Here is a 25,024-nt window from a genome sequence, read left to right as displayed (position 1 = left end):
ATGAACGCCGGGCGGATACGCTCCCGCCGATGACCACTTCACTGGATCACCGTGTGACGGCCGTGTGCGCGAGCTATCTGGAGATCGCCGACCGGATCGATCCCGCCCTGGTCGAGGGTCTGTACCTGCAGGGGTCGATCGCGCTCGGGGACTACCGGGCCGGGGTCAGTGACATCGACTTCGTCGCGGTGACCGGCCGGCCGGCCGAGCCCGGCACGGTTCGGGAGATCCACCGGGAGCTGCGGCGGCGGCACGGGCGCAAGCCGTACTTCGACGGGCTCTACGTCAGCGGGGACGATCTGCGGGCGGATCCGGGGACACTGCCGGGTGGGGTCGCGGTGCAGGAGTGGCGGGTGCGGGAGGGGTCGGACTTCGAGCGGAACCTCGTCACCTGGCACGTGCTGGCGCAGGGCGGGGTGGCGGTTCGCGGCCCCACGCTCGACGGGATGGTCCACACCGACTGGCCGGCGCTGGCCGCGACGACCCGCCGCAACCTCGACGACTACTGGAGGCCGTGGGCGGCGCGGACGACCCGGTCGCCGGCCGGGTTGTCGGGTCGGGCGACGACCTGGGGTGTGCTCGGGGTGGCCCGGCTGCGGCACACCCTCGCCGCCGGGCGGATCACCAGCAAGACCGAGGCGGCGGCGTTCGCCGAGGTGACGTACGGGGACCGCTGGCACCCGATCGTCCGGGAGGCGCTGCGGCTGCGGGTCGGCGGCGATCCGGTCTACCGCAATCCGTGGCGGCGCCGCGCCGACATGCTGGGTTTCCTCCGGGAGTCGCTGCACCGATGACCGGGACCGGGCGGCGACGCGGCGATGGCTGGGCGCCGGGAGACGATGAGCCGACCGAATACGTCGAACGTGTCGACGCCGACGATCGGGTGCTGGAGGTGGTGTCGCGCCGGGATGCCGTCCGGAACGGCTGGCTGCACCGGATCGCCACGACCATCTGCCGTGACGACGACGGCCGGGTGCTGGTGCACCGGCGGCCCGACGACGCCGGCCGGTTCCCCGGTCACTACGAGACGAGTTTCGGTGGGGCGGTGCGGGCCGGCGAGACGTACACCGCGGCGGCCCGCCGGGAACTGGCCGAGGAGACCGGGCTGGACCTGCCGGTCCGGCATCTGGTCACGTTCCTGTGCCACGGCCGGACCGGGTCGTACCACCTCGCCGTGTACGGGGCCCGGGTGCCGGGAACGGACCTCGGCCGGCTGCGTCCCGACCCGGAGGCGGTGGCCTGGCACGGCTGGCTGACCGAGCCGGAACTGCGGGAGGCCCGGGAGCGGTGGCTGTTCGTGCCGGACGGCCGGGTCGCCTACGACCGCGCCGCCGGTCACTGGTGAGTGCCGGAGCGGTGCGCACGGCGTACCCCCGCGAGCCGCCGCAAGCCCCGCCGGCCGTGACCGGACCGGCGGGTCTCCCGATCGTCAGGAGGTTTCGGACCGCTCGGTCCGGCCCCAGGCCATGACGGCGGCGGGGATCATGCCGGCCACCAGCGTCGCGGTGACCAGCACCTGGATCCAGTTGTCACCCGGGATCAGCGGGGTCCCGCCGGACCGGCCCATCACCCCGTCGGCGATCGCGACCAGGGTGAGGAGGGTGAACAGGCCGATCGTCAGCCCGTGGGCGCGGCGGTGCGCGGCGTTCCGCTCGCTGATCTCGCGTTCGCCGAGCAGCCGGTCAGGGACGCTGTCGAGCAGCCGGACCGCCTTGCGCAGCAGCAGGAGAGCTCCGACGGCGAGGACCGCGGTGACGGCCAGCAGGACCGTGCCGATCGTGTCGTCGGGCCGGGTGGCGGTCAGCAGACCGCAGGTCAGGACCGCGGTGGGCGGCACGACCGCGACGATCCGGCGTGCGGTGCGGCCGGCGAGCCAGCCGGGCAGCGGGGCTTCGCGCTGCGCGCGGATGCGGGCATCCATCTCGGTACGCAACGCGTGGACCTGCTCGGCGGTGGTGGGGTGTTCGCTCACCGGGGATCCTTCTCCTGTCGAGGGGGTGCAGCCGGGCGGTCCGGGCGGAACGACGGTCTGTGCGACGCAGTCTATTGTGGCGCCGTGACCGTGTCGCTCACCGCTTCGATCACCTCGCTGTACGACGCTTTCAGCCGGGTGCCGCGGCCGGTCGCCCTCGACTACTGCGCCTGCTGCTTCAACCCGGAGGAGGAGCGGGCGGTGCTGGCGGACGTTCCGTTGCGGTCGCTGCCGGTCGAGGCGCTTCGGCCGTACACCGCCAACGTCATCTTCAACGTCGGCGGCCCCGCCGACCTGCGGTATTTCCTGCCCCGCATGCTGGAGATCGCCGCCGGTGACGGGTTCGACCGGCCCGACCTGGAGCCGCTGCTGAACCGGATGTACCACGCCGGTTGGCACCGATGGCAGCCCGGCGAGCGTGACGCGGTCCGGGCCTTCCTGACCGCGCTGTGGGCCGAGGAACGGAACGGCGACGTCCTCTGCGCGATCGGCAACGCCGAGGACGATCTCACGCCGTACCTGGCCGCCTGGCTGTCCGCCCTCACCGACCCGGCGACCAGGCCGGCGGAGGCGGCTCACCTGCTGACCCTGCTGCGCGACGACTACGAGCGCGGCCGCAAGGGTCCTCGGCTCGTCAACGCCTTCTGGGACGGGCGTCCCGACCAGCACGCACAGGTCCTCGCCTGGTTGGCCGGGCCCGAGCTGCAACTGGCGCTCTTCGCCGCGTTCGAGGTCACCGACGACGAGGACACCGCACGGATCCTCACGGACATCGACGTGCTGCTATGAGTGCCGGCCGTTGGGTTCCGGTGGCGGGCCGCCGCAACCGTTCGATCTCGGCGAGGCCGGCCGCGGCCAGCCGCCGGGACATCTCGTCGGCGGGCCACCGGTACGCCGTCGTCACCTTGTGATCGAACGCGGACACCTCGTCACCGTCGACGAAGCCGACCACGAGGGTGCCGCCGGGCCGTAGCACCCGCCGGAACTCGGCGAGCACCCCGTCGAGGTCGGCGGGCGGCAGGTGGATCAGCGAGTAGTTCGCCAGGATGCCGGCGATCGATCCGTCGGCGGCGCCGAGCCCGGTCATCGACCCGAGCCGGTACCGGCCGTCCGGGTGGGCCGCCCGCGCGTGGGCGACGAATTCGGGCACCAGGTCGATCCCGGTCGCGTCGACGCCCCGCGACCGCAGGTGGGCGGTGAGGTGGCCGGGCCCGCAGCCCAGATCGAGCACCTCACCGTCGTGGATCGTCAGGTGCCGGCCGATCAGGTCGAGATCGTCCGGGTCCACCTTCGCGGGGGCGCCGAACAGGCTGATGTAGAGGTCGGCGACGGAGGCGTACGCATCCCGGATCCGGTCCACGATCAGATCCCCTCGATCCGGGCGACCTCGGCCGCGATCTCCTTCTCCGGCACGTCGCCGGCCTCCGGGAAGAGCGTGACGGTCACCGTGTCGCCCCGCTCCCAGACCCCGGCGACCCGGCCCCGGTGCACCACGACCGGGGAGATCCAGCCGGCCGCCCGGCTGACCTCGGCCCGCCGGTGCGGTGCGACGATCTGCTCGTCCTTGGTGCCCGGACCCAGAACGAACTGATCAAAGGCAGGCAGCAGCCGTACGTCCGGCATCGGTTCCGCGGTGCCGATGTCATCCACGTCGGCGCTGCGGGCGTACACCGGAAGGCCCTCCACGGTGACCGCCGCGAGCTCGCCGGAGGCCACGAGCGACGCGAACCAGCCTTTCAGCGACGCCCGCCGGGACGCGCCGCGCAGCAGCCACTGGTCGAAGGAGTCCATCGTGGCCGGGCCGTAGGCGCCCAGGTAGGCCGGGATCGCCCGCATCGCCGCCTGATCCGGGTCGGGCAGGCCCGGCCAGTCCGCGGCCCACGTCGCCGGGCTGGTGAAGGTGATCCGGTTGCCGTCGGACGGCCCGTTGCACAGCAGTCCCTGCCAGGCCAGCGGCTTCAGGATCGCGCCCCAGCCGGAGCCGAGCAGCTCGGCGAGCGAGTCGTCGCGGGTGTGCCGCACGATCTCCGCGACGAGCTCCTCCCGGGTGAGCACCCGGCCGTGCAGCGCCTCCCGGGTGGCGTCGGCGAGCGCGGCGACCTGCTCGGTGGTGGCGAAGGTACGCTGCCACGAGCCCTTCTCCCAGGTCCGGGCGGCAGCGAGCAGACTCAGGAAGTCGGCCGCCTGCCGGACGGTGAGCAGGTGCAACGTGCCCCGCATCGCCCACACTCTGATCAGCCGCCGGCTCGTCAGCGCCGCCGCGGCCGCTCCCGTGCCCGGCTCGGGGATCCGCGCGGCGACGGCATGCTCGGCGGCCGACGCCACCTGCGCCTGCACCCCGCACAGCCGCTCCACGATCCGCTCGGCGCCGACACCCTCCGGCCGGTCCAGGAACTGCCGGCGCATCCGCCACGACCGCACCTGATCCCAGGTCAGCTCACTCATCCGCCCACCCTAAGCAACGGTCCGAACAAGACTGCCACACTGGGGTACGTGAATCGGCGCCGCCGTAAGAAGCTGCAACGTCAACTGGTCCAGGCGGCGGCCTGGGCCGAACCCGCCCGGGTCGCCCGCCTGATCCGCGCCGGCGCCGACCCGGACCTGCCCGACCGGGACGGCACCACCCCGCTGTACCGGGCGAGCGTCCAGAACCGGGCCGCCATCGTGGCGGCGCTGCTCGCCGCCGGCGCCGACCCCAACCGGGAGAGCGGCACCGGCGAGGAGGGCCTGCCCCTGTGCGGCGCCGCCTGCTGGGGCCACGACGACACGGTCCGCGTCCTGCTCGCCGCCGGCGCCGACCCGGACCTGCGGGAGGACGCCGGCCACGGCCACTCCGCCCGTGACTGGGCCGGCTTCGGCCCCCACCCGACCACGCTCGCGCTGCTGGCCGGAAACCCGGCGACCTAGATCGGCGGCCGGAGCCTCGGCCCCGGCGCCGAAATGGCGGCGAGGCGAGTCGCTCCGTGATCGGCCTCCTCGATCAACAGCCGACCGGAGATGCCGTCCGGCTGGTTGTCCCTGCTGTCGCGACGCCGTTGAGACAGCAGTGACAACCAGCCGGACGTAGTGACGACGTGGAGGCCACATCAAGGACGACGGGCGCAAAAGCGTCAGCCCGGTTCGGCGGTACGCGGCAGGGCAGCCATCTCCAACGACGATGAATCGATGGCGCACCAGCGGAAGCGTCACTTCGTCCACCAGCGGCCCACCCCGACCACCCTCGCGTCCGTCATCCACGCCGCCGGTCTGTCATGATCGCCAGTCGTGAGTGTCGACGGGTTCTGGGATGTGGTTCAGGCGGCGCGATCGTCGGTGGACGACGCCACCGATGCCGGGCAGGTGGCCGAACGCGCGTTGGAGCTGCTGATGCGGCTCCCGGCACCGCACGTCGCGGAACTGGCCCGGGCGTCGTGGGAGCTGATGGCCGTGTCCTACCGGCATGATCTGTGGGCGGCGGCCTACCACCTGAACGGCGGCTGCTCCGACGACGGCTTCGAATACTTCCGCGGCTGGCTGATCGCCCAGGGCCGCGAGGTGTTCGACCGGGCCGTCGCCGATCCGGACACCCTCGCCGACGTGCCGGCCGTGCGGGAGGCCGCGAACGACGGACCGGAACTCGAGTCGGAGGAGATGTTCGGAGTGGCGTTCCTCGCGTACGCCGAACTCACCGGGTCGGCGCAGCCACCCGTCACCGGCCGTTACCCGGACCTCGGGCCGGCCTGGGACTTCGACGACGCCGACCGCATGCGGCAGCGGATGCCGCGCCTGGCCGCCCTCCTGGAGGGTTGACCGTCACCGTCCCTGAGCAGCGCGTTCGGCGTCGCCCCGGGTGATGCAGAATTCGTTGCCCTCCGGGTCGGCCAGCGTCACCCAGCCGGTGCCGTCGGGCCGGCGCAGGTCGGCGACCTCGGTGGCGCCTCGTTCGAGCAGGCGTGCCAGTTCCTCGTCGCGGGTCCCCTCGACCGGCCGCAGGTCGAAGTGAATCCGGTTCTTGACCTTCTTGTCCTCCGGAACCGCGATGAACAGCAGGTGGCTGCGCCCGTCCCGGGAGCTGATCAGGCACTCCTCGTGGCCGGGCAGGTTCGGGTCGTCCGGGTCCTCCACCCAGTCCAGGACGTTCCGCCACCAGCGGGCCTGCGCGTACGCGTCGATCGCATCGACCGTGGTGTGCGAGATGTAGGCGGTCACCGCCGGATCATCCAGCCCCGGCCCGCTCCCCGCCACCGATTATCGCTGCCGTCCGGCCGGTGCGGGGAAGTCACGAGCGGATGTGCCGCTGCCCTCGTATGGTTCGCGGAGGGGCCTTCGACACCGACCGGCCGCGGCGGCGTGGGCGGGACCGCCTGGTTGTCAGTGCTGTCTCAGCGGCCTGAGACAGCACGGACAACCAGCCGGTGTCGGGGTGCTGGGTCAGGCGGCGGCGAGGACGTCGACGACGAAGCGGAGGGCGCCGGCGGGCCGGCCGCCGGTCGGGTTGTCGCCGTAGGCCTGGGCGGCCGGGATGTCGAGCTGGACGCGGCTGCCGACCTTGACGCCGATCAGGCCCTTGTCCCAGCCCTGGATGACGTTGCCGGCGCCGACCTGGAAGCTGAACGGCTCGGACCGGCTCCACGAGGAGTCGAACTCCTTGCCGTCGGCGTAGGTGACGCCCACATAGTTCACGTTGATCGTCTGACCGGACTGGACCGCCGGGCCCTTGCCCTCGATCACGGTCGTCGTCTTGAGCTCGGTGACCTTGCCGGTGCCGGCGGTCGCGGCCGGTTTCTTGCTGAGGGCCGGGTCGGCGCCCTCGGGAACCGGCGGGAACGCGGCAGCCGGTGCGGTCGCGGTGGGAGCGGCGGCGGCTTCCGCGCCGGCGCTGGCGGCGGTCGTGGCCGGCGACGACGGCGAGGAACTGTCGACCCACAGCACCAGACCGACGACCACGGCGATCACCGCGGCCGCGGCGCCGGCGACGGTCAGCATCTCGCGGCGTTTCCGCATCGCCCGGGCGCGCGCCTTGGCGGCCTTGGCCTCGGCCCGTTTCTCGGCTTTCGTCTTCAGCGGCGGGCCACCGGCGCTGTTGCGCGACGGACCGGCGGCGGCACGTGGGGCTGCCGCGTTGCTGCGGCTCACTGCGGAATCGGGCACGGTCCGACAATAGAACACCCGCCTGTGAACCCGCCGACCATGCCGGGGTCGCACGGCAGGCGCGGATACGTACGCTGCCGGGATGCGTATCGACCTGGTCACCCTGATCGTCGACGAGTACGACCCGGCCATCGCCTTCTTCACCGGCGTGCTCGGATTCGATCTCGTCGAGGACTCCCCGTCGCTCACCGACGACGGCCGGCCGAAACGCTGGGTCGTCGTCCGGCCGCCCGGCGCCCAGACCGGGCTGCTGCTGGCCCGCGCCGACGGTGACCGGCAGAGCGCCGCCGTCGGCCGGCAGACCGCCGGCCGGGTCGGTTTCTTCCTGGACGTCGACGACTTCGACGCCACCTACCAGCGGATGGTCGAGGCGGGCGTCACTTTCGTACGGGAGCCCCGTACCGAATCCCATGGTCGTGTCGCGGTCTTCCTGGACATCGCCGGAAACCGCTGGGACCTGCTGGGCAAGGCGTGAGCGCACGCCTCGGACAGCGTGTCACGCCACCATCAGGCGGCTGGCGGTGAGGGCCGCCGTGACCAGCACGAAGCCGGTGATCAGGGCGGGGATGCGGGCGCGGCCACCGGCCGGCAGGGCGGCGAGACCGGCGCAGAGGCCGAGCAGCACGGTCGCGGCGGGCAGTGGGCGGAGCCGGTCCGGGCCCTTCGCCGGACAGACGATCTGGCCGGTGTCGTCGAAACAGGCGTTGGACATCAGGTACGCCCCGTCCATCAGCGTGTAGCCGGCGAAGACGAGCAGGACCGCGAAGGCGACGGCGACAGCGGGGCCGCTGAGCCGCGCACGGGAGATCCCTCCGGACAAATTCATGATCAACATCTTGGTGGTACGGGGACCGGAGCTGATCCCCCGAACGTCCGGATCCGCCGGTCAGACGTAGGTCAGCGGGCAGCCGTTTCGCAGGGCGTGCCCGGCCGCCTGCTGGAACAGCGCCACATAGAAGGTGACCGGGTCCTCGATCGCCCGGGTCAGCGCGAGTGGACCGCTCGGCAGCACGGCGGGCAGACCGACCTCGGCGGCGAGCGGAGCGATCGCCGCACGCAGGCGCTGGGCGCTGAAGACGTGCGTCACGTCGTCGAACGACGTCTCCACCGGGATCTCGATCAGTCCGGGAAAGTCGACCGGCACGAACAGGGTGGCGTCCAGGAACTCCGCGACGCCGTGCCGCGCACAGAGGCCGGCGAAGTCGTCCATCCTCGGGATGAGCTTCTCCTCGAAGTCCGCGATCCTCGCCGGCGGCCCGGGACAGCCCGGCAGGCCCCGCGCGGCGAGCGCTTCGTCGAGGAAAGGCGCGAACTCACGCTCCGCCCAGTCCGGGCCGTCGACGCTGACCAGGTACATGCCCACGCCGAAACCCTACCGATCCCGCGCCACCGGCATTCAGGCCGCGGTGGCGAGAGCCGCGGCGGGGCGGGGTCAGCGGGTGAAGAGGGCCTGCCAGCGGGTCGGCAGGGTGGTGGCCGGGGCGGCGACCTGGGAGACGGAGAGCAGGCGCAGGCCGTCGGTGGCGAAGGCGTCGATCTCGGTGCGTGTCAGCGGCCAGGGCGGCCCGCTGCCGTCGCTGTCGAGGCGGGTGGTGGCGGCGGCCAGGACGATCAGCGTGCCGCCGGGGGCCACGAAGGCGCCGACGGCGCCGATCGCGGCGGCACGGATCTCCCTGGGGAGGGCCTGGACGTTGTTGCTCTCCAGGACCAGGTCGAAGGCGTGCCGCCAGGCGGCCGGCGGGTCCAGAAGGTCGGCGACGACGTAGTCGACCGGAGTGCCGGGGTGCCGTTCGCGGGCCAGGTCGATGGCGGTGGCGGAGATGTCGAAGGCGGTCGTGCGGTACCCGAGGGCGGCGAGGTGCTCGGCGTCGCGGCCGGGACCGCAGCCCACGACCAGCGCGCGGCGGCCCTCGCCGGCGGGCAGGTCCAGGGCGCGCAGGTGGGCACTGGGTTCGGGCACGTCCCACGGGACCTCGGCGTTCCCGGCACGCGACTGCGCGTACAACCGCTCGAACCAACCGGTGGCATCGCCGGCCGCAAGCGAGCTGGCGGCCAGGCGACGGGCGTCTGCCGCCGAGGGCGAAGAGGGAGGACGGGCGTCACCCGCCGAAGGCGAAGAGGGAGGACGGGCGTCACCCGCCGAAGGCGAAGGGGAAGAAGGAGAAGGTGGGGGTACGGGGGTCATCGGGGCAGGACCCGGCGCATCTCGCGGAGGGCCTGACGGCGGACGTCGCCGGTCAGGGTGTCGACGTAGAGGCGGCCGTCGAGGTGGTCGGTCTCGTGCTGGAGGGCGCGGGCCAGGAAGCCGGTCCCCTCGATCACCACGGGTGAGCCGTGCTGGTCGAAGCCGCGGGCGGTGACCGATTCGTATCGCCGGGTGGGATAGCCGAGGCCGGGCAGTGACAGGCACCCCTCCTCGTCGGTCTGCTCGCCGGCGAAGTCGCTCAGGACCGGGTTGACCAGGTGGCCGATGCGGCCGCCGACGTTGTAGGAGAAGACGCGGAGGCTGACGCCGATCTGCGGGCCGGCCACCCCGGCACGCCCGGGTTCACGGACGGTGTCCTCCAGGTCGCGGACGATCTCCCGGAGCTGGGCGTCGAAGTCGGTGACCTCGTCGGCGGGGGTGCGCAGGACCGGGTCGCCGTAGAGCCGAATGGGCCGAACTGTCATGCCTGAGAGGCTACCTGGTCGTTACATCGCGGTGCGGTCAGGCGAACAGGGCGGGCCGTTCGCGGAGCAGCATGTGGCGGAGTTTGATCAGCGAGCGGCGGGTCTGGCTCTTCACCACGGTGACCGGCACGTCGAGGTCGTGGGCGACCTGTTCGACGCTGAGGTCGGCGAAGTACCGCATCATCACGATCGCCCGGTCCCTGCCGGGCAGTTCGGCGAGCGCGTCGAGCAGGGTGAGCCGCAGTTCGGGGCTCATCGTGTACCCCGGTTCGCGCAGCACGCCGGGCACGGTCTCACTGGAGCTGCGGCGCCGGCGGTGGTCCAGGTAGACGCGGAGCAGGACCTTCTGCGCGTACGCCCAAAGGTTGTCGCTGTCGACCGCACGCTCCCAGCTCAGGAACAGTTTGGCCAGGGTGGTCTGGGTGAGGTCCTGGGCCAGGTGCCAGTCGCGGCAGAGCTGGAAGGCGCTGCTCTGCAACCGGGCGGAGGAGGCGCTGGCGAAGCGCGTGAAGTCGACGTGCATCCGGAGGCGGGACCGGGTGGCCCGCCGGGGTGTCACCGGTTGTTCGATTGTGTCCAACATGTCCGTGATGTCGCCTCTCGTGACCGCACCACGGCACCGGCTGCGTGCCACTGTGGAGCGCTTTCCTGGTGCTGCGCGCGTCAAAGTACGCGCTCCGGCCCCTTCCGTGGGGGCGGTTCGCGACGACCGTGGCACGCATCCGGTAGAGACGGCTCGGAGAGGGCTATGAACGGACTGTGGGGCCCCGTAACGCCGCACGCACGGGAGCGGATTTGGCGGCGGCCTCGTCGACCTCGGCGATCGGGTCGCTGTCGATGGTGATGCCGCCACCGGCCCAGACGTGTACCCGGTCGCCGTCGGTGGCGACGGTGCGGATGCTCAGGCCGAGATCCAGGTGGTCGTGGCCGAGCCAGCCGAGGGCGCCCATGCTGACGCCGCGGCCGACCGGTTCGAGGGCGGCGATCTGCCGCAGCGCGGCGAGTTTCGGGGCGCCGGTCACGCTGCCGCCGGGGCAGACGGCCCGGAGCAGCGCCGCGAGGCCGACCGCACCGTCCAGCGGCGCGGAGACGACCGATTCGGCCTGCCACAGACCGGACCATTCGCGTACGGCGAAGAGCTCGTCCACCCGGACCGGGCCCGTCCCGGGCAGCCGGGCCAGGTCGTTGCGCTCCAGGTCGACGATCATGACGTGTTCGGCGCGTTCCTTCGCCGAGGCGAGGAGTTCACGGCGGCCCGCCTCGGTGGCCGGCCGGGTGCCCTTGATCGGCCGGGTGATCACCCGGCCGTCCCGCACCTCGACGAGCGTCTCCGGCGAGGCCGTGGCCATCGCCCAGCCGTCCCCGGCGAGCACCCCGCCGTACCGGGCGCCGGCCAGCCCCGCCACCCGGCGCAGCGCCGCCGCGGGATCGCCGCGGTACGGCGCCGACGCGTGCCCGACGACGTTCACCTGATAGACGTCGCCCCGCCCGATCGCCGCCCGCACCCGCTGAACCGCTTCAGCGTGCTCGTCGCGGCTCCAGCTCTCGCGCCACGGCCCGAGACTCCAGGGGCCACTCGCGGGGGACGGCGCGACAGGTGCGCCGTGGGCGTAGACGACGGCGTACACGTCCGGGACGACGGGCACCGGCGTCGGCGCGCCGGGTGCCCCACCAGCCATCACAGAACCGGCATCCGCCGACACGTAGAGTGCTGCCCCACAGATTTCACCATCGCCGATCGGCCTGTCCTGGTCACCCGTTCGGCCAAGGTTTCGCACCGGCAGTCCGTTGTCGGCAAGGAACCCGGCGAGAAGCTCAGCAGGGTCACCGGGATCACCCTGATGCCATCGAAACACGCACAACGCATGGTGGCGGCCCTGACAGCCGGTCGGCGCACCCGGCGGACGACCGATCGGAGGTAGCGGAGAGTGGTCGAAGACCGTCCCGGCGTGGACCATATGAGTCGATGAACCGTGAGCCGACGCCGTCACCGGGTTGCACCGTTGTCGTTCGATGTGAGGTAACGTTCGTCACCGCAGTTGTGAACCTTCACACAGCCCCGACCGGAGTAAAACCGATGTGCCAGCACCTGATCCCCTGCCCTCCAGCCGACGCCACCGACCGTGAGGCCGCGCTCATCATCGCGACCTTCCGGGAGCAAGGATGGAGCCTGCTCTGCAACGGCGTCATCATCTTCGAGGACACCGGTGAGCTGCTGCCGGACGGCACGATGATCGAACCGCACCGCGGACCGGCCGTGCACGCCCTGGCAGCTTGAGGAATCCTCCCCTACGCGACGCAGCGTAATCAATCGACGACTACGACGGCGGCGCAGGCCGCGATCAGTGACGACCGCGACCTGCGCGATCCCGGTCAGTCCTCGAACGCCTCGGGCGACGGGCAGGAACACACCAGGTTCCGGTCGCCGTAGGCCCCGTCGATGCGCCGAACCGGCGGCCAGTACTTCGCCGTCCGGTCCACACCCTCCGGGAAACCCGCCACGGAGCGTGAGTACGGGTGCGTCCACTCGTCCACGGTCACCGACGACGCGGTGTGCGGCGCGTTGGCCAGGGGGTTGTCCCCGGCCGGCCACTCCCCCGCCGCGACCTTGTCGATCTCGCTCTTGATGGCGATCATCGCGGCGATGAACCGGTCCAGTTCGGCCAGGTCCTCGCTCTCGGTCGGCTCCACCATGAGGGTGCCGGCGACCGGGAACGACATGGTCGGGGCGTGGAAGCCGTAGTCGATCAGCCGCTTCGCCACGTCGTCGACGCTCACGCCGGTGGCCTTGGTGATCGGGCGCAGGTCGAGGATGCACTCGTGGGCGACGAGACCGTGCTCGCCCGCGTACAGCACCGGGTAGTGCTCCCGCAGCCGGGCCGCGACGTAGTTGGCGGCCAGCACCGCCGTGGCGGTCGCCGCGGTGAGGCCGTCCGGGCCCATCATCCGGATGTACGCCCAGGAGATCGGCAGGATGCCCGCCGAGCCGTGCGCCGCCGCCGACACGGCGTGGTGGTCGCCCTGCAGCACCGGGTCGCCGGGCAGGAAGTCGGCGAGGTGCGCGCCGACCGCGACCGGGCCGACACCCGGGCCGCCGCCGCCGTGCGGGATGCAGAACGTCTTGTGCAGGTTGAGGTGGGACACATCGGCGCCGAACTTCCCCGGCCGGGCGTAACCGACGAGGGCGTTCAGGTTGGCGCCGTCCACGTACACCTGGCCGCCGGCCTCGTGGACCTTGGCGCACAGGTCGGCGATGCCGGTCTCGTAGACGCCGTGGGTGGACGGGTAGGTCACCATGATCGCGGACAGTGCGTCCCGGTGCTTCTCGATCTTCGCGTCCAGGTCGGCGAGGTCGACGTTGCCGTCGGCGTCGCAGGCCACCACCACGACCCGCATGCCGGCCATCACGGCGCTGGCGGCGTTGGTGCCGTGCGCGCTGGACGGGATCAGGCAGACGTCGCGGTGGGCCTCGCCGCGGGAGCGGTGGTACCCGCGGATCGCCAGGAGGCCGGCCAGCTCACCCTGGGAGCCGGCGTTCGGCTGGACACTGACCGCGTCGTAGCCGGTGATCTCGGCGAGCCAGGCCTCCAGCTGGGCGACGAGGTGTTCGTACCCCTCGGTCTGGGTCTTCGGGGCGAAGGGGTGGATGTTGGCGAACTCGGGCCAGGTCACCGCTTCCATCTCGGTGGTGGCGTTGAGTTTCATCGTGCACGAGCCGAGCGGGATCATGCCGCGGTCCAGGGCGTAATCCCGGTCCGAGAGTCTGCGCAGGTAACGCAGCATGCTGGTCTCGGAGTGGTGGGTGTTGAACACCGGGTGGGTCAGGTATTCGGTACTCCGGCCGATGAAACCAGCCACCGGGAACACGCCCTCCCACCCGGCGCCGAAGGACTCGATCACGGCCTCCACGTGCGCGGCGGTCGTCGTCTCGTCACACGACACCGACACCCGGTCGGCGTCGACCAGGCGCAGCTCGATACCCCGGGCGGCGGCTGCGGCGACGATCTCCGCGGCCCGGCCCGGGACCACGGCAGTCACCGTGTCGAAGAAGCTCGCGGCCGGCACCTCGATACCGGCCTCGCGCAGCGCCCCGGCGATGTGGGAGGCCCGGTCATGGGCGTGTTCGGCGATCCGCCGGAGGCCGGCGGGGCCGTGGTAGACCGCGTACATGCTGGCCATCACGGCCAGCAGCACCTGGGCGGTGCAGATGTTGCTGGTCGCCTTCTCACGGCGGATGTGCTGCTCGCGGGTCTGCAGGGCGAGCCGGTACGCCTGGTTGCCGTCGGCGTCCTTGGACACGCCGACCAGCCGGCCGGGCAGCGACCGTTCGAGACCGGCGCGCACGGCCAGATATCCGGCGTGCGGGCCACCGAACCCGAGCGGCACCCCGAAGCGCTGGGTGGTGCCGGCCGCGATGTCCGCCCCGATCTCGCCGGGGGTGCGCAGCAGGGTGAGCGCGAGCAGGTCGGCGGCGACGGTGACCAGGGCCCCCTTGGCGTGGGCGGCCTCGACCAGGGCGGCGTGGTCCCGGATGGCGCCGGAGGCGCCCGGGTACTGCAGGTGCAGCCCGAAGTAGTCGTCCGGCAGCTCGCCGCCGTCCAGGTCGACGAGGACGATCGTGATACCGAGCGGTTCGGCGCGGGTCCGCAGCACCGACAGCGTCTGCGGGAAGGTGTCGGCGTCGACGGCGTACACACTGCTCTTGTTCTTGGAGGCGCGGCGCGCGAGCGTCATGGCCTCCGCGACCGCCGTCGCCTCGTCGAGCATGGAGGCGTTGGCCGTGGTCATCCCGGTGAGGTCGGTGACCATGGTCTGGAAGTTGAGCAGCGCTTCCAGGCGGCCCTGGCTGATCTCCGGCTGGTACGGCGTGTACGCCGTGTACCAGGCGGGGTTCTCCAGCACGTTCCGCTTGATCACCGCTGGCGTGTGGGTTTTGTAGTAGCCGAGGCCGATCATCGGCGTGGCCACGACGTTGCGGTCGGCGATCGCGCGCAGCTCGGCGATCGTCTCCTCCTCGGAGGCGCCGGCCGGCAGGTTCAGCTCGCCCCGGAACCGGATCGAGGACGGGATGGCCGCCTCCATCAGGTCGTCGACCGAGCCGTACCCGATGGCCTTGAGCATCTGGGCCTGCTCGTCGGCGTCCGGGCCGATGTGGCGGGGAACGAACGGGGACGTCATGGGCGACTCCTGGCGTGAGAAGGTCAGATGACAGACCTCCCCCTCTGTCATACCCAGACATCGGGTACTTCAGAGTCGCCTGCCCACGCGGTTCGCTTTGCCTGAAAGTTTCCGGGGAGGATTTGCCTCTTCGGCGCCCTGTCTCCAGGGTCTCTCCCGCATGGGTGTTGCCGGCAACAGTCAACCTACCAGCGAACGGGGGCGGGACCGGGAGTCCTAGGGTGTGCGATGTGACGTACACCCCTGCCGCCGACCGCTACGCCGAAATGATCTACCGGCGTGCTGGTCGCAGCGGTCTCAAGCTCCCCGCCATCAGCCTCGGCCTCTGGCACAACTTCGGTGACGGCCGTCCCGCCGACCGCCAGCGCGACATCGTCCGCCGTGCCTTCGACCTGGGCGTGACCCACTTCGACCTGGCCAACAACTACGGGCCGCCGCCGGGCAGCGCCGAGACGAACTTCGGGCGGATCCTGGAGGCCGACCTCAAGCACCACCGCGACGAGCTGATCATCTCGTCGAAGGCCGGTTACACCATGTGGGACGGCCCGTACGGGGACTGGGGCTCCCGCAAGTACCTGATCTCGTCGCTGGATCAGTCGCTGAAGCGGATGGGTCTGGACTACGTCGACGTCTTCTACCACCACCGGCCCGACCCGGAGACGCCCCTCGAGGAGACGATGACCGCGCTGGACGCGATCGTCCGGTCCGGCAAGGCGCTGTACGTCGGCATCAGCAACTACAAGAGCGAGCAGGCGGCCCGGGCCGCCGACATCCTGCGCGAGCTGGGCACGCCGCTGCTGATCCATCAGCCGTCGTACTCGATGCTGAACCGGTGGATCGAGCACGACCGGCTGCTCGACACCCTCGAGGCGGCCGGGGCCGGCTGCATCGCGTTCAGCCCGTTGCAGCAGGGCCTGCTCACCGACCGTTACCTCAAGGGCATCCCGGACGACTCGCGGATCCGGACCAGCGTGTTCCTCAACGAGAGCGCGCTGGACAACAAGACCGTGGCCCGGCTGCACACGCTCAACGACATCGCGAAGCGGCGCGGGCAGACGCTCGCCCAGTTCGCGCTGGCCTGGGCGCTGCGCGACGAGCGGATGACCAGCCTGATCATCGGCGCGTCGAGCGTGGAGCAGCTGGAGAACAACGTGGCCGCGCTCGGCAACCTGAGCATCGACCAGAGCGAGCTCGACGAAATCGACGCGACGGTGCTTGACCTTTAGGTTTACCCTCCGGCGTCATGATCGACTTTGTCGAACGGCACACGGCCCTCGCGGTCGTGGTCGGATCCCGGGCCTACGGTCTGCACCGCCCGGACTCCGACCACGACCGCCGGGGTGTGTTCGTCGCGCCGACCCGGGCGTTCTGGACGCTCACCAAACCGCCCACCCACCTGGACGGGCCGGCCGAGGAGCAGTTCTCCTGGGAGTTCGAGCGGTTCTGCACGCTCGCGCTGCAGGCCAACCCGACCGTCCTCGAAGTGCTGTGGTCCCCGCTCGTCGAGTCGATCACCGACGACGGTCACGCGCTGCGTGCGGTGCGGCACTCGTTCCTGTCCCAGCGGGTGGCCGACAGCTACGGCAGCTATGCCCGTGACCAGCTCGCCAAGCTGGCGAACCGGCGGGAGCGGACCGGCGAGGTCGACTTCAAGCAGGCGATGCACATGATCCGGCTGCTGACGGCCGGCGCCCACGTGCTGCGCACCGGCGAGGTGCTCGTCGACGTGTCGGATCAGAGAGAAGAGCTTCTCGCGGTACGCCGTGGCGAGCGCCCGTGGCCCGAGGTGGCCGCGTGGGCCGGCCGGCTCCAGAACGATCTCGCCGAGGCGGCCGCCCACACGTCCCTGCCCCGGCGGCCGGACGTGAACGCGGTGGATCGGGTGCTGGTGGCCGTACGCGAAAGGAATCTGCGGTGACCCTCGACATCCCGCAGTGGGCCGCCGAGGCCGCCACCACCCTGCCGTATCCCCTGCTCTTCGCGACCGTGAGCGGCGCGCATCTGTACGGTTTCGCCTCCCGGGACTCGGACCTGGACCTGCGCGCCTCGCATGTGCTGCCGCCGGCGGAGGTCGTGGGCCTGCGCACCGGGCCGGACACTCTGCAACATTCCGGCGTGCGCGACGGTGTCGAACTCGACGTGGTCAGCCATGATCTGCTGAAGTTCGCGAAGCTGCTGAACAGCCGCAACGGCTACGTTCTGGAACAGCTGCTGTCACCGCTCGTGGTCGTCACCTCGGACGTGCACGCGGAGCTCAAAGCCGTCGCGCCCGGGCTGCTCACCAGCAACCACGCCCACCACTACCTCGGGTTCGCCGCCACCCAGGAACGGCTCTACCACAAGACCGGGCAGCTCAAGCCCGCCCTCTACACGCTGCGGGTGCTGCTCACCGGCATCCATCTGATGCGCACCGGCGAACTCGAATGCGACCTCGGCGTGCTCGGCGCGGCGATCTCCTACGTGCCCGAGCTGATCGCCGCGAAGCGCGAGGCCGAACACGGACCGTTACCGGCATTCGCGGCGGCGCGGTTGGCGGCGGACGTGCCGGCGCTGCGCGCCGAACTGGAGGAGGCCCGAGATCGAACCCATCTCCCGGGGTACGCCGATCCGGGCGCTGTGGCGACGCTGCACGACATCGTCGTCCACACCCGACTGATCGGAGCCGCGGATGAATGACTGGATCGCCGCGGTGGGCCGCTACGCGCAGCGCGTGCACGCCGTCGCCGGCGGCGAGCACCATGTCGCCTCACCGCTCGGCGCCTGGCTGCTGCCGGCGCTCACCGCCTCCGCCACGCCCGACCCCGACCCGGGGCTCACCGAAGCCCTCGGCGTCAGCCCGTCACAGGCCGCCGACGTGGCCGGGACGCTGCTCACCGCCCCGCACCCGCTGGTCGCCGCGGCGACCGCCGTCTGGCACTCCGGTCACGTCGACCGGGCCGCGCTGGCCCGCTGGCAGGCCGGCCTGCCGTCGGCGACAGCCGTCGAACCGCTGCGCGGCCAGGACGATCTGGACCGGTGGGCACGCGCGAACACCTTCGGCCTGATCAAGCGGTTCCCGGTCTCGGTGCCGCCGCGGACGGCGCTGGTGATGGGCAGCGCGCTCGCGACGAAGGTCCGCTGGGACACGCCGTTCCGGCCCGCCCCGGCCCGGGCGCTCGGCCCGGCGAGCCCCTGGGCGTCCCGGTTGTCGACGGTGCTGCGGACGCCGCGGCACGGCCACGACGCGTACGTGGCGACCACGGCGCAGGCCGGTGACGTCATCGTGCACGCGGCGCCGGCGACCCTGCCCGGCGCGCCGGGAACGCTGCGGGTGATGTCGGTGGCCGCCGCGCCCGGCGTCGAGCCGGGCCGGGTGCTCGCCGCGGCCTACGCGATCGGCGCCGCCGCCCGCACGCCGCTGTCCGCGCTGCCGCTGGGCGAGACGGCGCTGTGGGACGCCCGGGAGGAGATGTCGTCCGGCGGCGACTCCTGCCAGGCCGTGCTGCCCTGCTGGTCGGCCACCAGCGACCACGAACTGGCCGGGCCCGGTCTCGGCTTCGACGCCGCGGCACGGACCCTGGCGCCGCTGACCGGCGGCGGTGGTTTCCAGGCACGACAGTCGGCGACCGCCACGTTCGGGCGGTACGGGTTCGAGGCGGCCGCGGTGACCGGTTTCGCCGCCCGGGGCGGCGCGCCGGCCCCCCGCCTGGTGCGGTCGGTGGAGCTACGGTTCGGGCATCCGTACGCGGTCGTCGCCTTCACCGACGCCGCCCCGGACAGCCCGTGGCACGGTGTGCCGGTCTTCTCCGCCTGGGTCACCGAGCCGGAGGACCTGCCCGAGTCCCACCGCGGCGGCCACTAGAACCGCGCCCGCTTCCGGTCCGCGGCGCTTGTCTCACCATGCTCCGGCACGGGCCACGCACCGTGCCTCACGGCGGCCACCAACCGCCCCCGCAGCTGTCCACTTCCGGTCCGCCGCACTTCTCTCACACCATGCTTCGGTACGGGCCACGCACGGTCCCGTGACTCGCGGCGGCTGCTGCAGGCGTTCCCGCACGACCGGCCGCCCGGTGCGGCTCATGCATGCGCGTCCCGGTCACCCCCGGCTGGTTGTCACGGCTGTCTCAGCGGCGCTGAGACAGCCGTGACAACCAGCCGGACAGAACCGCGACCACCCGGAACCGCTCCGAGCCCGGATTCGCCGTAGCGGCACTAGACGTCCGTGGTCACCGGCAGCAGCGCGCCCGGCGCGCCGTAGAACAGGTGGTCACGCAGGCCGGACTCCCTGTTGAGGGCGACCGGGTCGCCGTTCACGGCGACCCGGAACGGCTGGTCCGCGATCCGGGCGTGCAGCTCGGAGAACGGCCAAGCCGCCCCGAACAGCCGCCGCAGCCGGGCCATCGTCGCCACATCACCGGGCCACACGCCGTCGACCCAGATGTCGGCGTTCCGCGGCAGCTGCCACGAGCAGCGCACCGGGCTGCGGGGACAACCCGGCAGATGACGTACGGCGTCGCGGCGCTGCGCCGACCACCAGTCATCGTCGATCGTCACCTCACCGGTGGTGAGCAGGCCCTCCGCGAACCGGTCGGCGTCCACCGGCCCGGGCGTGCCCCGCAAACTCACCGGCAGCCGGACGCCGTGTTCCCCGACGTAGTGGATCAGGCTTTCCGGCCAGACGTAACGCTCACCGTCGGTCAGGACCGCCGTGCTGGTCCGTCGACCGCACAGCAGGCAGGGGGAAAGGCTCGTCGACCACACGAACGGAGTGCCGGAGCGCAGATAGGCGACCGTCTCATGATCGGGTTCTCCGCCGCTCACGAACGCGCAGACATCCACCGTCCCGAAGTCCCCGATGCCGCGCAGCGTCCGTGTCACAGTGGAAAATCTATCGGCGTGGCTGACGGCCGTCACTACCATCGGGCGGCATGACAGCGGTACGCGAGCCGGTACGAGACGCGATCCGGCGCGGCGACCTCGGCTGGCTCACCGCCCACCTCGGCGTGGACGAATGCAGCCCGGAGGTGATGCGGCTGCTCGTCCGCCACGACGACCCGCGGCTGCGGCACCTCGGCCTCGATCGTCTGCGGGAGTTCCTCGGGCGCAACCGGACCGGCGGGTCCCAGTACGCCGGGCTGCTCCCCCGCACCGTGGACGGGCCACCGGAGACGGCACTGCTGCTCGCGGGGCTGTACCAGCGGCTCGGGGCGCACATCGACCGGCCCTCCTCACCTTCCTCACCCTCCTCGCCGTCCTCGCCGTCCTCGGCCTCCTCGCCGTCCCCGCCTTCCTCGCCGTCCTCGCCCTCCTCGCCGTCCCCGCCCGCTTGGCCCTCCTGGCGGGACGCCGGGCTGCCGGCTCCGGTGCGGGTCGCCTGGCTGCGGGCGGAGATCCTCGACCGGCCGTCGGTGATCCGGGACGAACCGGTAGGGGAACCGCTATACCAGGCGGTGGCCGGGCTGACCGCCGCCGACGCCGCCCAGCCCGACGACCTGCTGCGCGAACTGGCCGCTGCCCCCGACCCGGTGCTGCACGGCGCGGCACTGCGAGTGGCCCGCGAGGCGCTGCACACCGGCTTGCTGTCCCCGGCACAGGCCCGTGCCCACATCGCCCGCCTGCTGCCTCCAGCACACGCCGACATCCCCAACACCGGCCCGCGGGCACCGGAACACCACGGAGAGCAGCCGGGCTCGACGCGAGCCGCAGCGCGCCGGAGTGGGCTGTTCGGGGCCACGAGCGACGAAGTGATCGTCGCCGTGCTGCGGGAACTCGCCGAGCCGTGGGCGGCGCTCGCCCCGCAGCCGGCCCAGCGCATCCGTCCGCTACTCACCGCCGGATCGCCGGTCCCGGATCCCGCCGTGATCGAGGCCGCTGTCCTCGTCGCGGCCCGGCACGGCCACGACGACCTGCTGCGGGACGTGATCGCCGATGAGGCGATGCCGCCACGGTCGCGGCAGGAGGCGCTGCGGGCGCTCGGTGAACTGGCCGGGCGGGATGCTCTTCCGGAGATCACCGGATACGCCGGGGCGGACCCGCTGCTGTTCGGTGGGCCGGTGACGGCATGCCTGCGGGCGATGCACCGGCGCGGGGTGTTCCCGGGCGACGGCGACGCGGCGGCGATCGTGGAAATGGCACTCGCCGACCACACCATCGCCGCGGACGAGGTGGCCACCATCCTTTACACGTGCCGGCGGGCGGCTTTCGACGCGCTGGTGACCGCGGGACCCGATGATCCCCGATGGCCCCGGCGACTCGCGCTGCTGACCGGTCTGGCCCGGCAGGGCGGTGACGATCTGCCGATCGGTGACGCCATCACCGCCGTCCTGCCGGTGGCAGCGGATCCGGAGCCGTTCCTGACCGCGATCGTCGCGTTGCGGCACCTCCCGGCCGAGACAGCGGTCCTCGACATGCTGCCCCGAGCACCCTCGGCGTCGTTGACCGCGCTCGAAGCCATCGGCGGTGCGCCGACCGTGGCCGCCCTGTCCGACGGGCTCGGCATGGCCCAGACGAACAATGATGCCCTGGCCGCCGTGCCCGACAGGATCGGCATGACCCAGACGAACAACGATGCCGTCGCCGCCCTGCCCGACAGGATCGGCACGAGCCAGACCAGCGACGGTGTGATCGCCGTCCATCTGCGGGCGGTTCGGGGCCGGGCGCTGGAGCTGCTGTGGCATCTCAGTGACGAACCCGGCCGGCGTCAGACGATCCTGGCCCGCCTGAACCCTCGTGATCTTCCGGCCCGGATCCGGGCCGACCTCGGCGCCGCCGATCCCCGCGAACTGGCCCTGTTGAGCGCCGCAGCCGACCCGGACGATCCGGTGCGGACGCTGATCGGGCTGGCCCGCAACGGCGACGGCTCCACCCTCCCGGCCATCACCGACATCCTGCTGCGTCTCGTGGCCGATCTCGCGGCACTGTCCGGCACGGTGGCCTCCGACTCGGTCCTCTCCCGCACCGTCGCCTCAGACTCGGCGCTCACTCGCACCGCGGCCTCCCAGCCGGCGTCCTCCGGCACCGTCGCCTCCCAGTCGGCGTCCTCCCGCACCGCCGCCTCAGGCTCGGCCCTCACCCGCACCATGGCCTCCGGCTCGAAGCCGTCCGGCATGGTTTCCGGGGAGGTTCGGCCGGCCGCTGAGCCCGTAGTGCCCGATGAGGTCGTCACCGCGCTGCGTGGGCTGGGCCGTCGTCTTCACGAGCGCGGCAGTCTGCGGCCGTACTGCCTGCGTGAAGCGGCCGGCCCGGACGAGGCCGGTGACGCGCTCGTCGCGACCATCGCTCTGGATCTGCTGGACCGGCCCGGCCGGTCCAGCGGTGAGCAGGCCGTGCTCCTGGACCTGCTGCGCCGGGCGCCGTATCGGGGAACCCGCGCCCGGGTTCACCGGTTGCTGCGCCACCGGGACCGGCACGTCCGTAAACACGTCATCGCCCTGCTGGCCGCAGACCCCGCCGGCGACGGCGCGCACGCGCTGTCGGCGAGCCTGATCGTGCTGGCCGCCGCCCGTGACGCCCCGACCGCCCGGCAGGCTCTCCTGGCGCTCGGCGAGATCCGCGCCCACTGGGCCGCCCCGGTGATCGCGGCCGCTCTCGAGCACCCGGCCATGAACGTCAAGAAGACCGCCGCCGAAGTGCTGGCCGTCGCGGGCGGCCCGGCGGCGGTGCCCGCGTTGCTGTTCTGGCTCGGCCACCACGACAATCCGGGACTGCGGGTCGCTCTCATCGGGGCACTCCGCGCGATCCTCGGCGACGCCTACGCCGCCACCGTCCTCGCGGCGGCCGAACAGGCTCGCGACGACCGTACCCGGGAGATGTTGCTCGGCGCCCTTTCCCGGTCTTTGTCGACCCGGGCCGTCGGCGCCCTCGCCCGGCAGGGTTCGCCGGTCGCGTCGCTGCTGCTCGGCATGGTCGTCGACGGCCGGATCGGGCTCAGCTCCGGAACCGTGGAGGAGCTGACCGTCCTCGGCATCCCCGTCCCGGCCGGCCGCGGGCCGATCGACGACGACGTCGACACCCTGACCCTCGACGGCTGGGACGAGGTGACCGCCCGGCGTCTGGTGTCGCGCCGGCCCGAGGATCTGGGCCGGGAGCAGCGCGAACGGCTGCGGCCGATGCTCGCCGGCTGGCTGCGCCTGGCCGAGGCCGAGCCGGCCGCCCTGGGATGGGCGCTGCGGATCTGCCCGGCCCCGTGGACGGACTCGGAGATCAGCACGATCGCAGGGGCCGCCGAGACCGTCGCCGAGGGGCTGGCAGTCGCGTCCGGTACGGACCGCGACGACCTCCTCGCCGTGCTCGAAGCGGTCGCGCCGGTCCTGGATGCCGCCCGCGCGCTCGGCATCGTCTCCCGCATCCGCACGGCACCGGCGACGGCGGCCGGCCGCCGATCCACGCTGCCGCTGCTGCGGCGGTGCGGCGCCGTCCTCACCCGCGCCGACGTGGAGCAGGCCATCGATGCGGCCCGGCTGGGCCCCGACCCGTGGACCGCCGAGACCGCCGTCCTCCGCGAAGCCTTCGCCCCCTCCCCCGCGGCCGCCCTCGCCGCCACCCCATCCCGCACGGCCGTCGCCCTGACGCCCGGTCTCGACGGCGCCACCCCCTCCGCGGTCACATCCCGCACGGCGGTCCCTCTGATCCCCGGTCTCGACGCCGCCACCCCCTCCGCGGTCACATCCCGCACGGCTGTCGGCCCGACGCCCGGTCTCGCCGATGCCGAGGTGTGGCGGCTGGCGCTGCACGACGCCGTCCGCACGCCCCGGGGCCTTGCCGCGTTCCGGGCCCACGACGACCAGGCGATCTCGTCGAGGGAGCGCATCGACGCGCTCATCGGGGCGTTTCCGGCGGCTGACGGTGACGTCCGCGCCGCGATGCTGGACTGGATGGAGGCTCTCCAGCCGGTCGGCGCGCCACCGTGGACCATCGCCGAGGAGACCCGGCAGCCGGCGCCGGTACCCCGTACCCCGAAGGACGGAGACCTGGACCAGCCCCGCTCGGCCGCGCAACGCGAACGCCTGCTCGCCCGGCTCGGCGCGCCCGCCGCCGACCGCCGTGACGCGGCCGCCACAGCGTTGCGGGACTGGCCGGAGCCGGAGATCCGGCGGGCGGTGCTGAGCGCGTACCTGCACGGGCGGGCCGACGTTGCGGTCACTGCCGGGCTCGCCGAGACGCTGACCGGCTTCGACGAGGAGGATCTCGAGGGCGACGGCGTACGCGAGCGGGCGGCCCGGCTGGCGCTGTACCTGGACGCCGACGGGATGCACCGCCTGCTCCCGATGCTGATCCGATGGTGGGAGCACGGCGGGCCGGCCACACGGACGGCGGTGGAACAGGCGGTACGGCGTCATCCCGGGCACGCCGACACGGTCGCCGCCCTCCTGCAGGACCGTCTCGATGCCGGGGGCTGGGGCTTCCTCGACCTGATCACGGATCTGCCGCTGCTGCGTACCCCGGCCCTGGAACGGATCGATCGGCGGTGCAGAGCCGCCGGGCACGGTGAACGGCTCACGTTCGTGGACGGGCCGCTGCGCGATCCGGCGGCCGTTCACGACGACGCCGCCGCGATCGCCGCGCTCCGTGAACGCCCTCAACCAGCGGACGATGCCGGACCGTCCAGCGAAAACCTGATCAATCTGATCCGTACCGGTCACACCGAGCAGGCCCGGCAGGCGCTCACCCGCCTCGCGGAAGCGCACGAGGACGGCCGCGCCGACGGCCTCGACCTCACGACGCTGCTGGCCGAACTGCTGCGACGGCCGGAGAAGCGGCTGCGCCTGCACGCCCACCGGATCGGCCGCAAGGTCCTGGACCACGCCACCTACCTGGAACAGACCATGCTGTTGCTGGACGATGCGGATGCCGGACTGGTCCGGTCGGCGGTCCGTGCCCTCGGTTACGCCGGTTACCGGCCCGCGGTCCCGGCCCTCGTCCGGCTGCTCACCCACCGCGGTCCCACGGTCCGCCGGAGTGCCGCCGACGCTCTGATCCGGATCGGTCCGCCGGCTGTTCCGGCTCTCACGTCCGCGGCCCGGCACGCCCGCCCGGACCGGCGTCACCACTACACCGGCGTCCTGGACCGGATCACCGAGCGTACGCAAGGGTGAG

25 protein-coding genes and 1 riboswitch are annotated in these 25,024 nt (G+C 72.4%); of the genes, 12 read left to right on the top strand and 13 right to left on the bottom strand.

Going from position 1 to position 25,024, the window contains the following annotated elements; all coding sequences use genetic code 11:
• The first annotated feature begins 29 nt into the window (after positions 1-29).
• A complete protein-coding gene (locus Aut01nite_RS28455; RefSeq protein WP_043524072.1) occupies positions 30-794 on the top strand; it encodes a nucleotidyltransferase domain-containing protein in 765 nt (254 codons plus the stop codon).
• The gene (locus tag Aut01nite_RS28450) at positions 791-1,345 is read left to right on the top strand and encodes an NUDIX hydrolase (RefSeq protein WP_052163501.1); all 555 of its coding nucleotides are present in this window, start codon (positions 791-793) and stop codon (positions 1,343-1,345) included. Before Aut01nite_RS28455 ends, Aut01nite_RS28450 begins: the two co-directional genes overlap by 4 nt.
• An 84-nt stretch (positions 1,346-1,429) precedes the next feature.
• Here the strand turns inward: Aut01nite_RS28450 and Aut01nite_RS28445 are convergent, their stop codons facing one another.
• Positions 1,430-1,972 carry a hypothetical protein gene (locus tag Aut01nite_RS28445; protein WP_043524070.1) on the bottom strand — a complete coding sequence of 181 codons (543 nt, stop codon included), beginning with the start codon at positions 1,970-1,972 and terminating at the stop codon, positions 1,430-1,432.
• Positions 1,973-2,056: 84 nt separating this feature from the next.
• Here Aut01nite_RS28445 and Aut01nite_RS28440 point away from each other — a divergent pair, with 84 nt between their 5' ends.
• Entirely contained in the window at positions 2,057-2,761 is a 705-nt protein-coding gene (locus Aut01nite_RS28440; RefSeq protein WP_043524069.1) for a hypothetical protein, read from the top strand.
• On the opposite strand, the gene Aut01nite_RS28435 is transcribed toward Aut01nite_RS28440, so the two are convergent.
• Together Aut01nite_RS28435 and Aut01nite_RS28430 are read right to left on the bottom strand one after the other, a co-directional pair.
• Positions 2,736-3,338, bottom strand: a complete 603-nt coding sequence (locus tag Aut01nite_RS28435) for a class I SAM-dependent methyltransferase (protein ID WP_043524068.1) — start codon at positions 3,336-3,338, stop codon at positions 2,736-2,738. The two genes, Aut01nite_RS28440 and Aut01nite_RS28435, sit on opposite strands and share 26 nt — an antisense overlap.
• Positions 3,335-4,417, bottom strand: a complete 1,083-nt coding sequence (locus Aut01nite_RS28430; protein WP_043524067.1) for a winged helix DNA-binding domain-containing protein — start codon at positions 4,415-4,417, stop codon at positions 3,335-3,337. Before Aut01nite_RS28430 ends, Aut01nite_RS28435 begins: the two co-directional genes overlap by 4 nt.
• Positions 4,418-4,465: 48 nt before the next feature.
• On the opposite strand from Aut01nite_RS28430, the gene Aut01nite_RS28425 reads away from it, so the two are divergent.
• Entirely contained in the window at positions 4,466-4,879 is a 414-nt protein-coding gene (locus Aut01nite_RS28425; protein WP_043524066.1) for an ankyrin repeat domain-containing protein, read from the top strand.
• Between the two features lie 357 nt (positions 4,880-5,236).
• Positions 5,237-5,761 carry a DUF4240 domain-containing protein gene (locus Aut01nite_RS28420; protein WP_043524065.1) on the top strand — a complete coding sequence of 175 codons (525 nt, stop codon included), beginning with the start codon at positions 5,237-5,239 and terminating at the stop codon, positions 5,759-5,761.
• A 3-nt stretch (positions 5,762-5,764) separates the two neighbouring features.
• On the opposite strand, the gene Aut01nite_RS28415 is transcribed toward Aut01nite_RS28420, so the two are convergent.
• Together Aut01nite_RS28415 and Aut01nite_RS28410 are read right to left on the bottom strand one after the other, a co-directional pair.
• Complete coding sequence (locus tag Aut01nite_RS28415; RefSeq protein WP_043524064.1) at positions 5,765-6,160, bottom strand: VOC family protein; 396 nt, start codon at positions 6,158-6,160, stop codon at positions 5,765-5,767.
• Positions 6,161-6,382: 222 nt separating this feature from the next.
• Positions 6,383-7,102: an FKBP-type peptidyl-prolyl cis-trans isomerase gene (locus Aut01nite_RS28410; RefSeq protein WP_236642627.1), complete on the bottom strand. Its 720-nt coding sequence runs from the start codon at positions 7,100-7,102 to the stop codon at positions 6,383-6,385.
• 82 nt (positions 7,103-7,184) lie between these two features.
• On the opposite strand from Aut01nite_RS28410, the gene Aut01nite_RS28405 reads away from it, so the two are divergent.
• On the top strand, positions 7,185-7,577 hold the full coding sequence (locus tag Aut01nite_RS28405) for a VOC family protein (RefSeq protein WP_043524063.1): 393 nt from the start codon (positions 7,185-7,187) through the stop codon (positions 7,575-7,577).
• A gap of 21 nt (positions 7,578-7,598) precedes the next feature.
• On the opposite strand, the gene Aut01nite_RS28400 is transcribed toward Aut01nite_RS28405, so the two are convergent.
• From Aut01nite_RS28400 to Aut01nite_RS28375, 6 genes are all read right to left on the bottom strand, one after another.
• The gene (locus Aut01nite_RS28400) at positions 7,599-7,928 is read right to left on the bottom strand and encodes a hypothetical protein (protein ID WP_152628607.1); all 330 of its coding nucleotides are present in this window, start codon (positions 7,926-7,928) and stop codon (positions 7,599-7,601) included.
• A 60-nt stretch (positions 7,929-7,988) separates the two neighbouring features.
• The gene (locus tag Aut01nite_RS28395; protein ID WP_052163500.1) at positions 7,989-8,465 is read right to left on the bottom strand and encodes a hypothetical protein; all 477 of its coding nucleotides are present in this window, start codon (positions 8,463-8,465) and stop codon (positions 7,989-7,991) included.
• Between the two features lie 69 nt (positions 8,466-8,534).
• On the bottom strand, positions 8,535-9,062 hold the full coding sequence (locus Aut01nite_RS28390; protein WP_236642626.1) for a class I SAM-dependent methyltransferase: 528 nt from the start codon (positions 9,060-9,062) through the stop codon (positions 8,535-8,537).
• A 221-nt stretch (positions 9,063-9,283) separates the two neighbouring features.
• On the bottom strand, positions 9,284-9,772 hold the full coding sequence (locus Aut01nite_RS28385) for a peptide deformylase (protein ID WP_043524060.1): 489 nt from the start codon (positions 9,770-9,772) through the stop codon (positions 9,284-9,286).
• Positions 9,773-9,809: 37 nt separating this feature from the next.
• On the bottom strand, positions 9,810-10,355 hold the full coding sequence (locus Aut01nite_RS28380; protein ID WP_236642625.1) for a sigma-70 family RNA polymerase sigma factor: 546 nt from the start codon (positions 10,353-10,355) through the stop codon (positions 9,810-9,812).
• Positions 10,356-10,518: 163 nt separating this feature from the next.
• On the bottom strand, positions 10,519-11,730 hold the full coding sequence (locus Aut01nite_RS28375) for a chorismate-binding protein (RefSeq protein ID WP_052163499.1): 1,212 nt from the start codon (positions 11,728-11,730) through the stop codon (positions 10,519-10,521).
• A 119-nt stretch (positions 11,731-11,849) separates the two neighbouring features.
• On the opposite strand from Aut01nite_RS28375, the gene Aut01nite_RS28370 reads away from it, so the two are divergent.
• A complete protein-coding gene (locus Aut01nite_RS28370) occupies positions 11,850-12,050 on the top strand; it encodes a DUF5999 family protein (RefSeq protein ID WP_043524058.1) in 201 nt (66 codons plus the stop codon).
• 95 nt (positions 12,051-12,145) lie between these two features.
• Here Aut01nite_RS28370 and gcvP read toward each other — a convergent pair whose 3' ends face one another.
• Positions 12,146-14,950: an aminomethyl-transferring glycine dehydrogenase gene (gene gcvP / locus Aut01nite_RS28365; protein ID WP_043524057.1), complete on the bottom strand. Its 2,805-nt coding sequence runs from the start codon at positions 14,948-14,950 to the stop codon at positions 12,146-12,148.
• 78 nt (positions 14,951-15,028) lie between these two features.
• A riboswitch (glycine riboswitch) is annotated at positions 15,029-15,119 on the bottom strand.
• 61 nt (positions 15,120-15,180) lie between these two features.
• Here gcvP and mgrA point away from each other — a divergent pair.
• From mgrA to Aut01nite_RS28345, 4 genes are read left to right on the top strand one after another with little or no spacing between them, the layout of a single operon-like run.
• Positions 15,181-16,176, top strand: a complete 996-nt coding sequence (mgrA, locus tag Aut01nite_RS28360; RefSeq protein ID WP_043524056.1) for an L-glyceraldehyde 3-phosphate reductase — start codon at positions 15,181-15,183, stop codon at positions 16,174-16,176.
• Positions 16,177-16,193: 17 nt separating this feature from the next.
• The gene (locus Aut01nite_RS28355; protein WP_043524055.1) at positions 16,194-16,868 is read left to right on the top strand and encodes a nucleotidyltransferase domain-containing protein; all 675 of its coding nucleotides are present in this window, start codon (positions 16,194-16,196) and stop codon (positions 16,866-16,868) included.
• Positions 16,865-17,626, top strand: a complete 762-nt coding sequence (locus tag Aut01nite_RS28350; RefSeq protein ID WP_043524054.1) for a nucleotidyltransferase domain-containing protein — start codon at positions 16,865-16,867, stop codon at positions 17,624-17,626. Before Aut01nite_RS28355 ends, Aut01nite_RS28350 begins: the two co-directional genes overlap by 4 nt.
• A complete protein-coding gene (locus tag Aut01nite_RS28345) occupies positions 17,619-18,791 on the top strand; it encodes a serpin family protein (RefSeq protein WP_043524052.1) in 1,173 nt (390 codons plus the stop codon). The genes Aut01nite_RS28350 and Aut01nite_RS28345 overlap by 8 nt, the downstream gene beginning before the upstream one ends.
• Before the next feature lie 350 nt (positions 18,792-19,141).
• Here Aut01nite_RS28345 and Aut01nite_RS28340 read toward each other — a convergent pair whose 3' ends face one another.
• Complete coding sequence (locus Aut01nite_RS28340) at positions 19,142-19,807, bottom strand: polymorphic toxin type 27 domain-containing protein (RefSeq protein ID WP_043524051.1); 666 nt, start codon at positions 19,805-19,807, stop codon at positions 19,142-19,144.
• A 50-nt stretch (positions 19,808-19,857) separates the two neighbouring features.
• Between Aut01nite_RS28340 and Aut01nite_RS28335 the strand changes: the two genes are divergently transcribed.
• Entirely contained in the window at positions 19,858-25,023 is a 5,166-nt protein-coding gene (locus Aut01nite_RS28335; RefSeq protein WP_052163498.1) for a HEAT repeat domain-containing protein, read from the top strand.
• Position 25,024: the final 1 nt, after the last annotated feature.

The sequence above is a fragment of the Actinoplanes utahensis genome (assembly GCF_016862455.1).
GTDB classification, from domain to species: Bacteria; Actinomycetota; Actinomycetes; order Mycobacteriales; family Micromonosporaceae; genus Actinoplanes; species Actinoplanes utahensis.
The sequence above is the reverse complement of the archived record's forward strand: the minus strand, read 5'-3'. Positions and strand labels throughout refer to the sequence as shown.

What these genes read in the sequence shown, in the direction of transcription:
- Aut01nite_RS28455 (WP_043524072.1), top strand. Translation starts at nt 30, where the DNA reads ATGACCACTTCACTGGATCACCGTGTGACGGCCGTGTGCGCGAGCTAT.
- Aut01nite_RS28450 (WP_052163501.1), top strand. Translation starts at nt 791, where the DNA reads ATGACCGGGACCGGGCGGCGACGCGGCGATGGCTGGGCGCCGGGAGAC.
- Aut01nite_RS28430 (WP_043524067.1), bottom strand. Translation starts at nt 4,417, where the DNA reads ATGAGTGAGCTGACCTGGGATCAGGTGCGGTCGTGGCGGATGCGCCGG.
- Aut01nite_RS28405 (WP_043524063.1), top strand. Translation starts at nt 7,185, where the DNA reads ATGCGTATCGACCTGGTCACCCTGATCGTCGACGAGTACGACCCGGCC.
- Aut01nite_RS28400 (WP_152628607.1), bottom strand. Translation starts at nt 7,928, where the DNA reads ATGAATTTGTCCGGAGGGATCTCCCGTGCGCGGCTCAGCGGCCCCGCT.
- Aut01nite_RS28385 (WP_043524060.1), bottom strand. Translation starts at nt 9,772, where the DNA reads ATGACAGTTCGGCCCATTCGGCTCTACGGCGACCCGGTCCTGCGCACC.
- Aut01nite_RS28380 (WP_236642625.1), bottom strand. Translation starts at nt 10,355, where the DNA reads ATGTTGGACACAATCGAACAACCGGTGACACCCCGGCGGGCCACCCGG.
- Aut01nite_RS28375 (WP_052163499.1), bottom strand. Translation starts at nt 11,730, where the DNA reads ATGGTCCACGCCGGGACGGTCTTCGACCACTCTCCGCTACCTCCGATC.
- Aut01nite_RS28370 (WP_043524058.1), top strand. Translation starts at nt 11,850, where the DNA reads ATGTGCCAGCACCTGATCCCCTGCCCTCCAGCCGACGCCACCGACCGT.
- gcvP (WP_043524057.1), bottom strand. Translation starts at nt 14,950, where the DNA reads ATGACGTCCCCGTTCGTTCCCCGCCACATCGGCCCGGACGCCGACGAG.
- Aut01nite_RS28355 (WP_043524055.1), top strand. Translation starts at nt 16,194, where the DNA reads ATGATCGACTTTGTCGAACGGCACACGGCCCTCGCGGTCGTGGTCGGA.
- Aut01nite_RS28345 (WP_043524052.1), top strand. Translation starts at nt 17,619, where the DNA reads ATGAATGACTGGATCGCCGCGGTGGGCCGCTACGCGCAGCGCGTGCAC.
- Aut01nite_RS28335 (WP_052163498.1), top strand. Translation starts at nt 19,858, where the DNA reads ATGACAGCGGTACGCGAGCCGGTACGAGACGCGATCCGGCGCGGCGAC.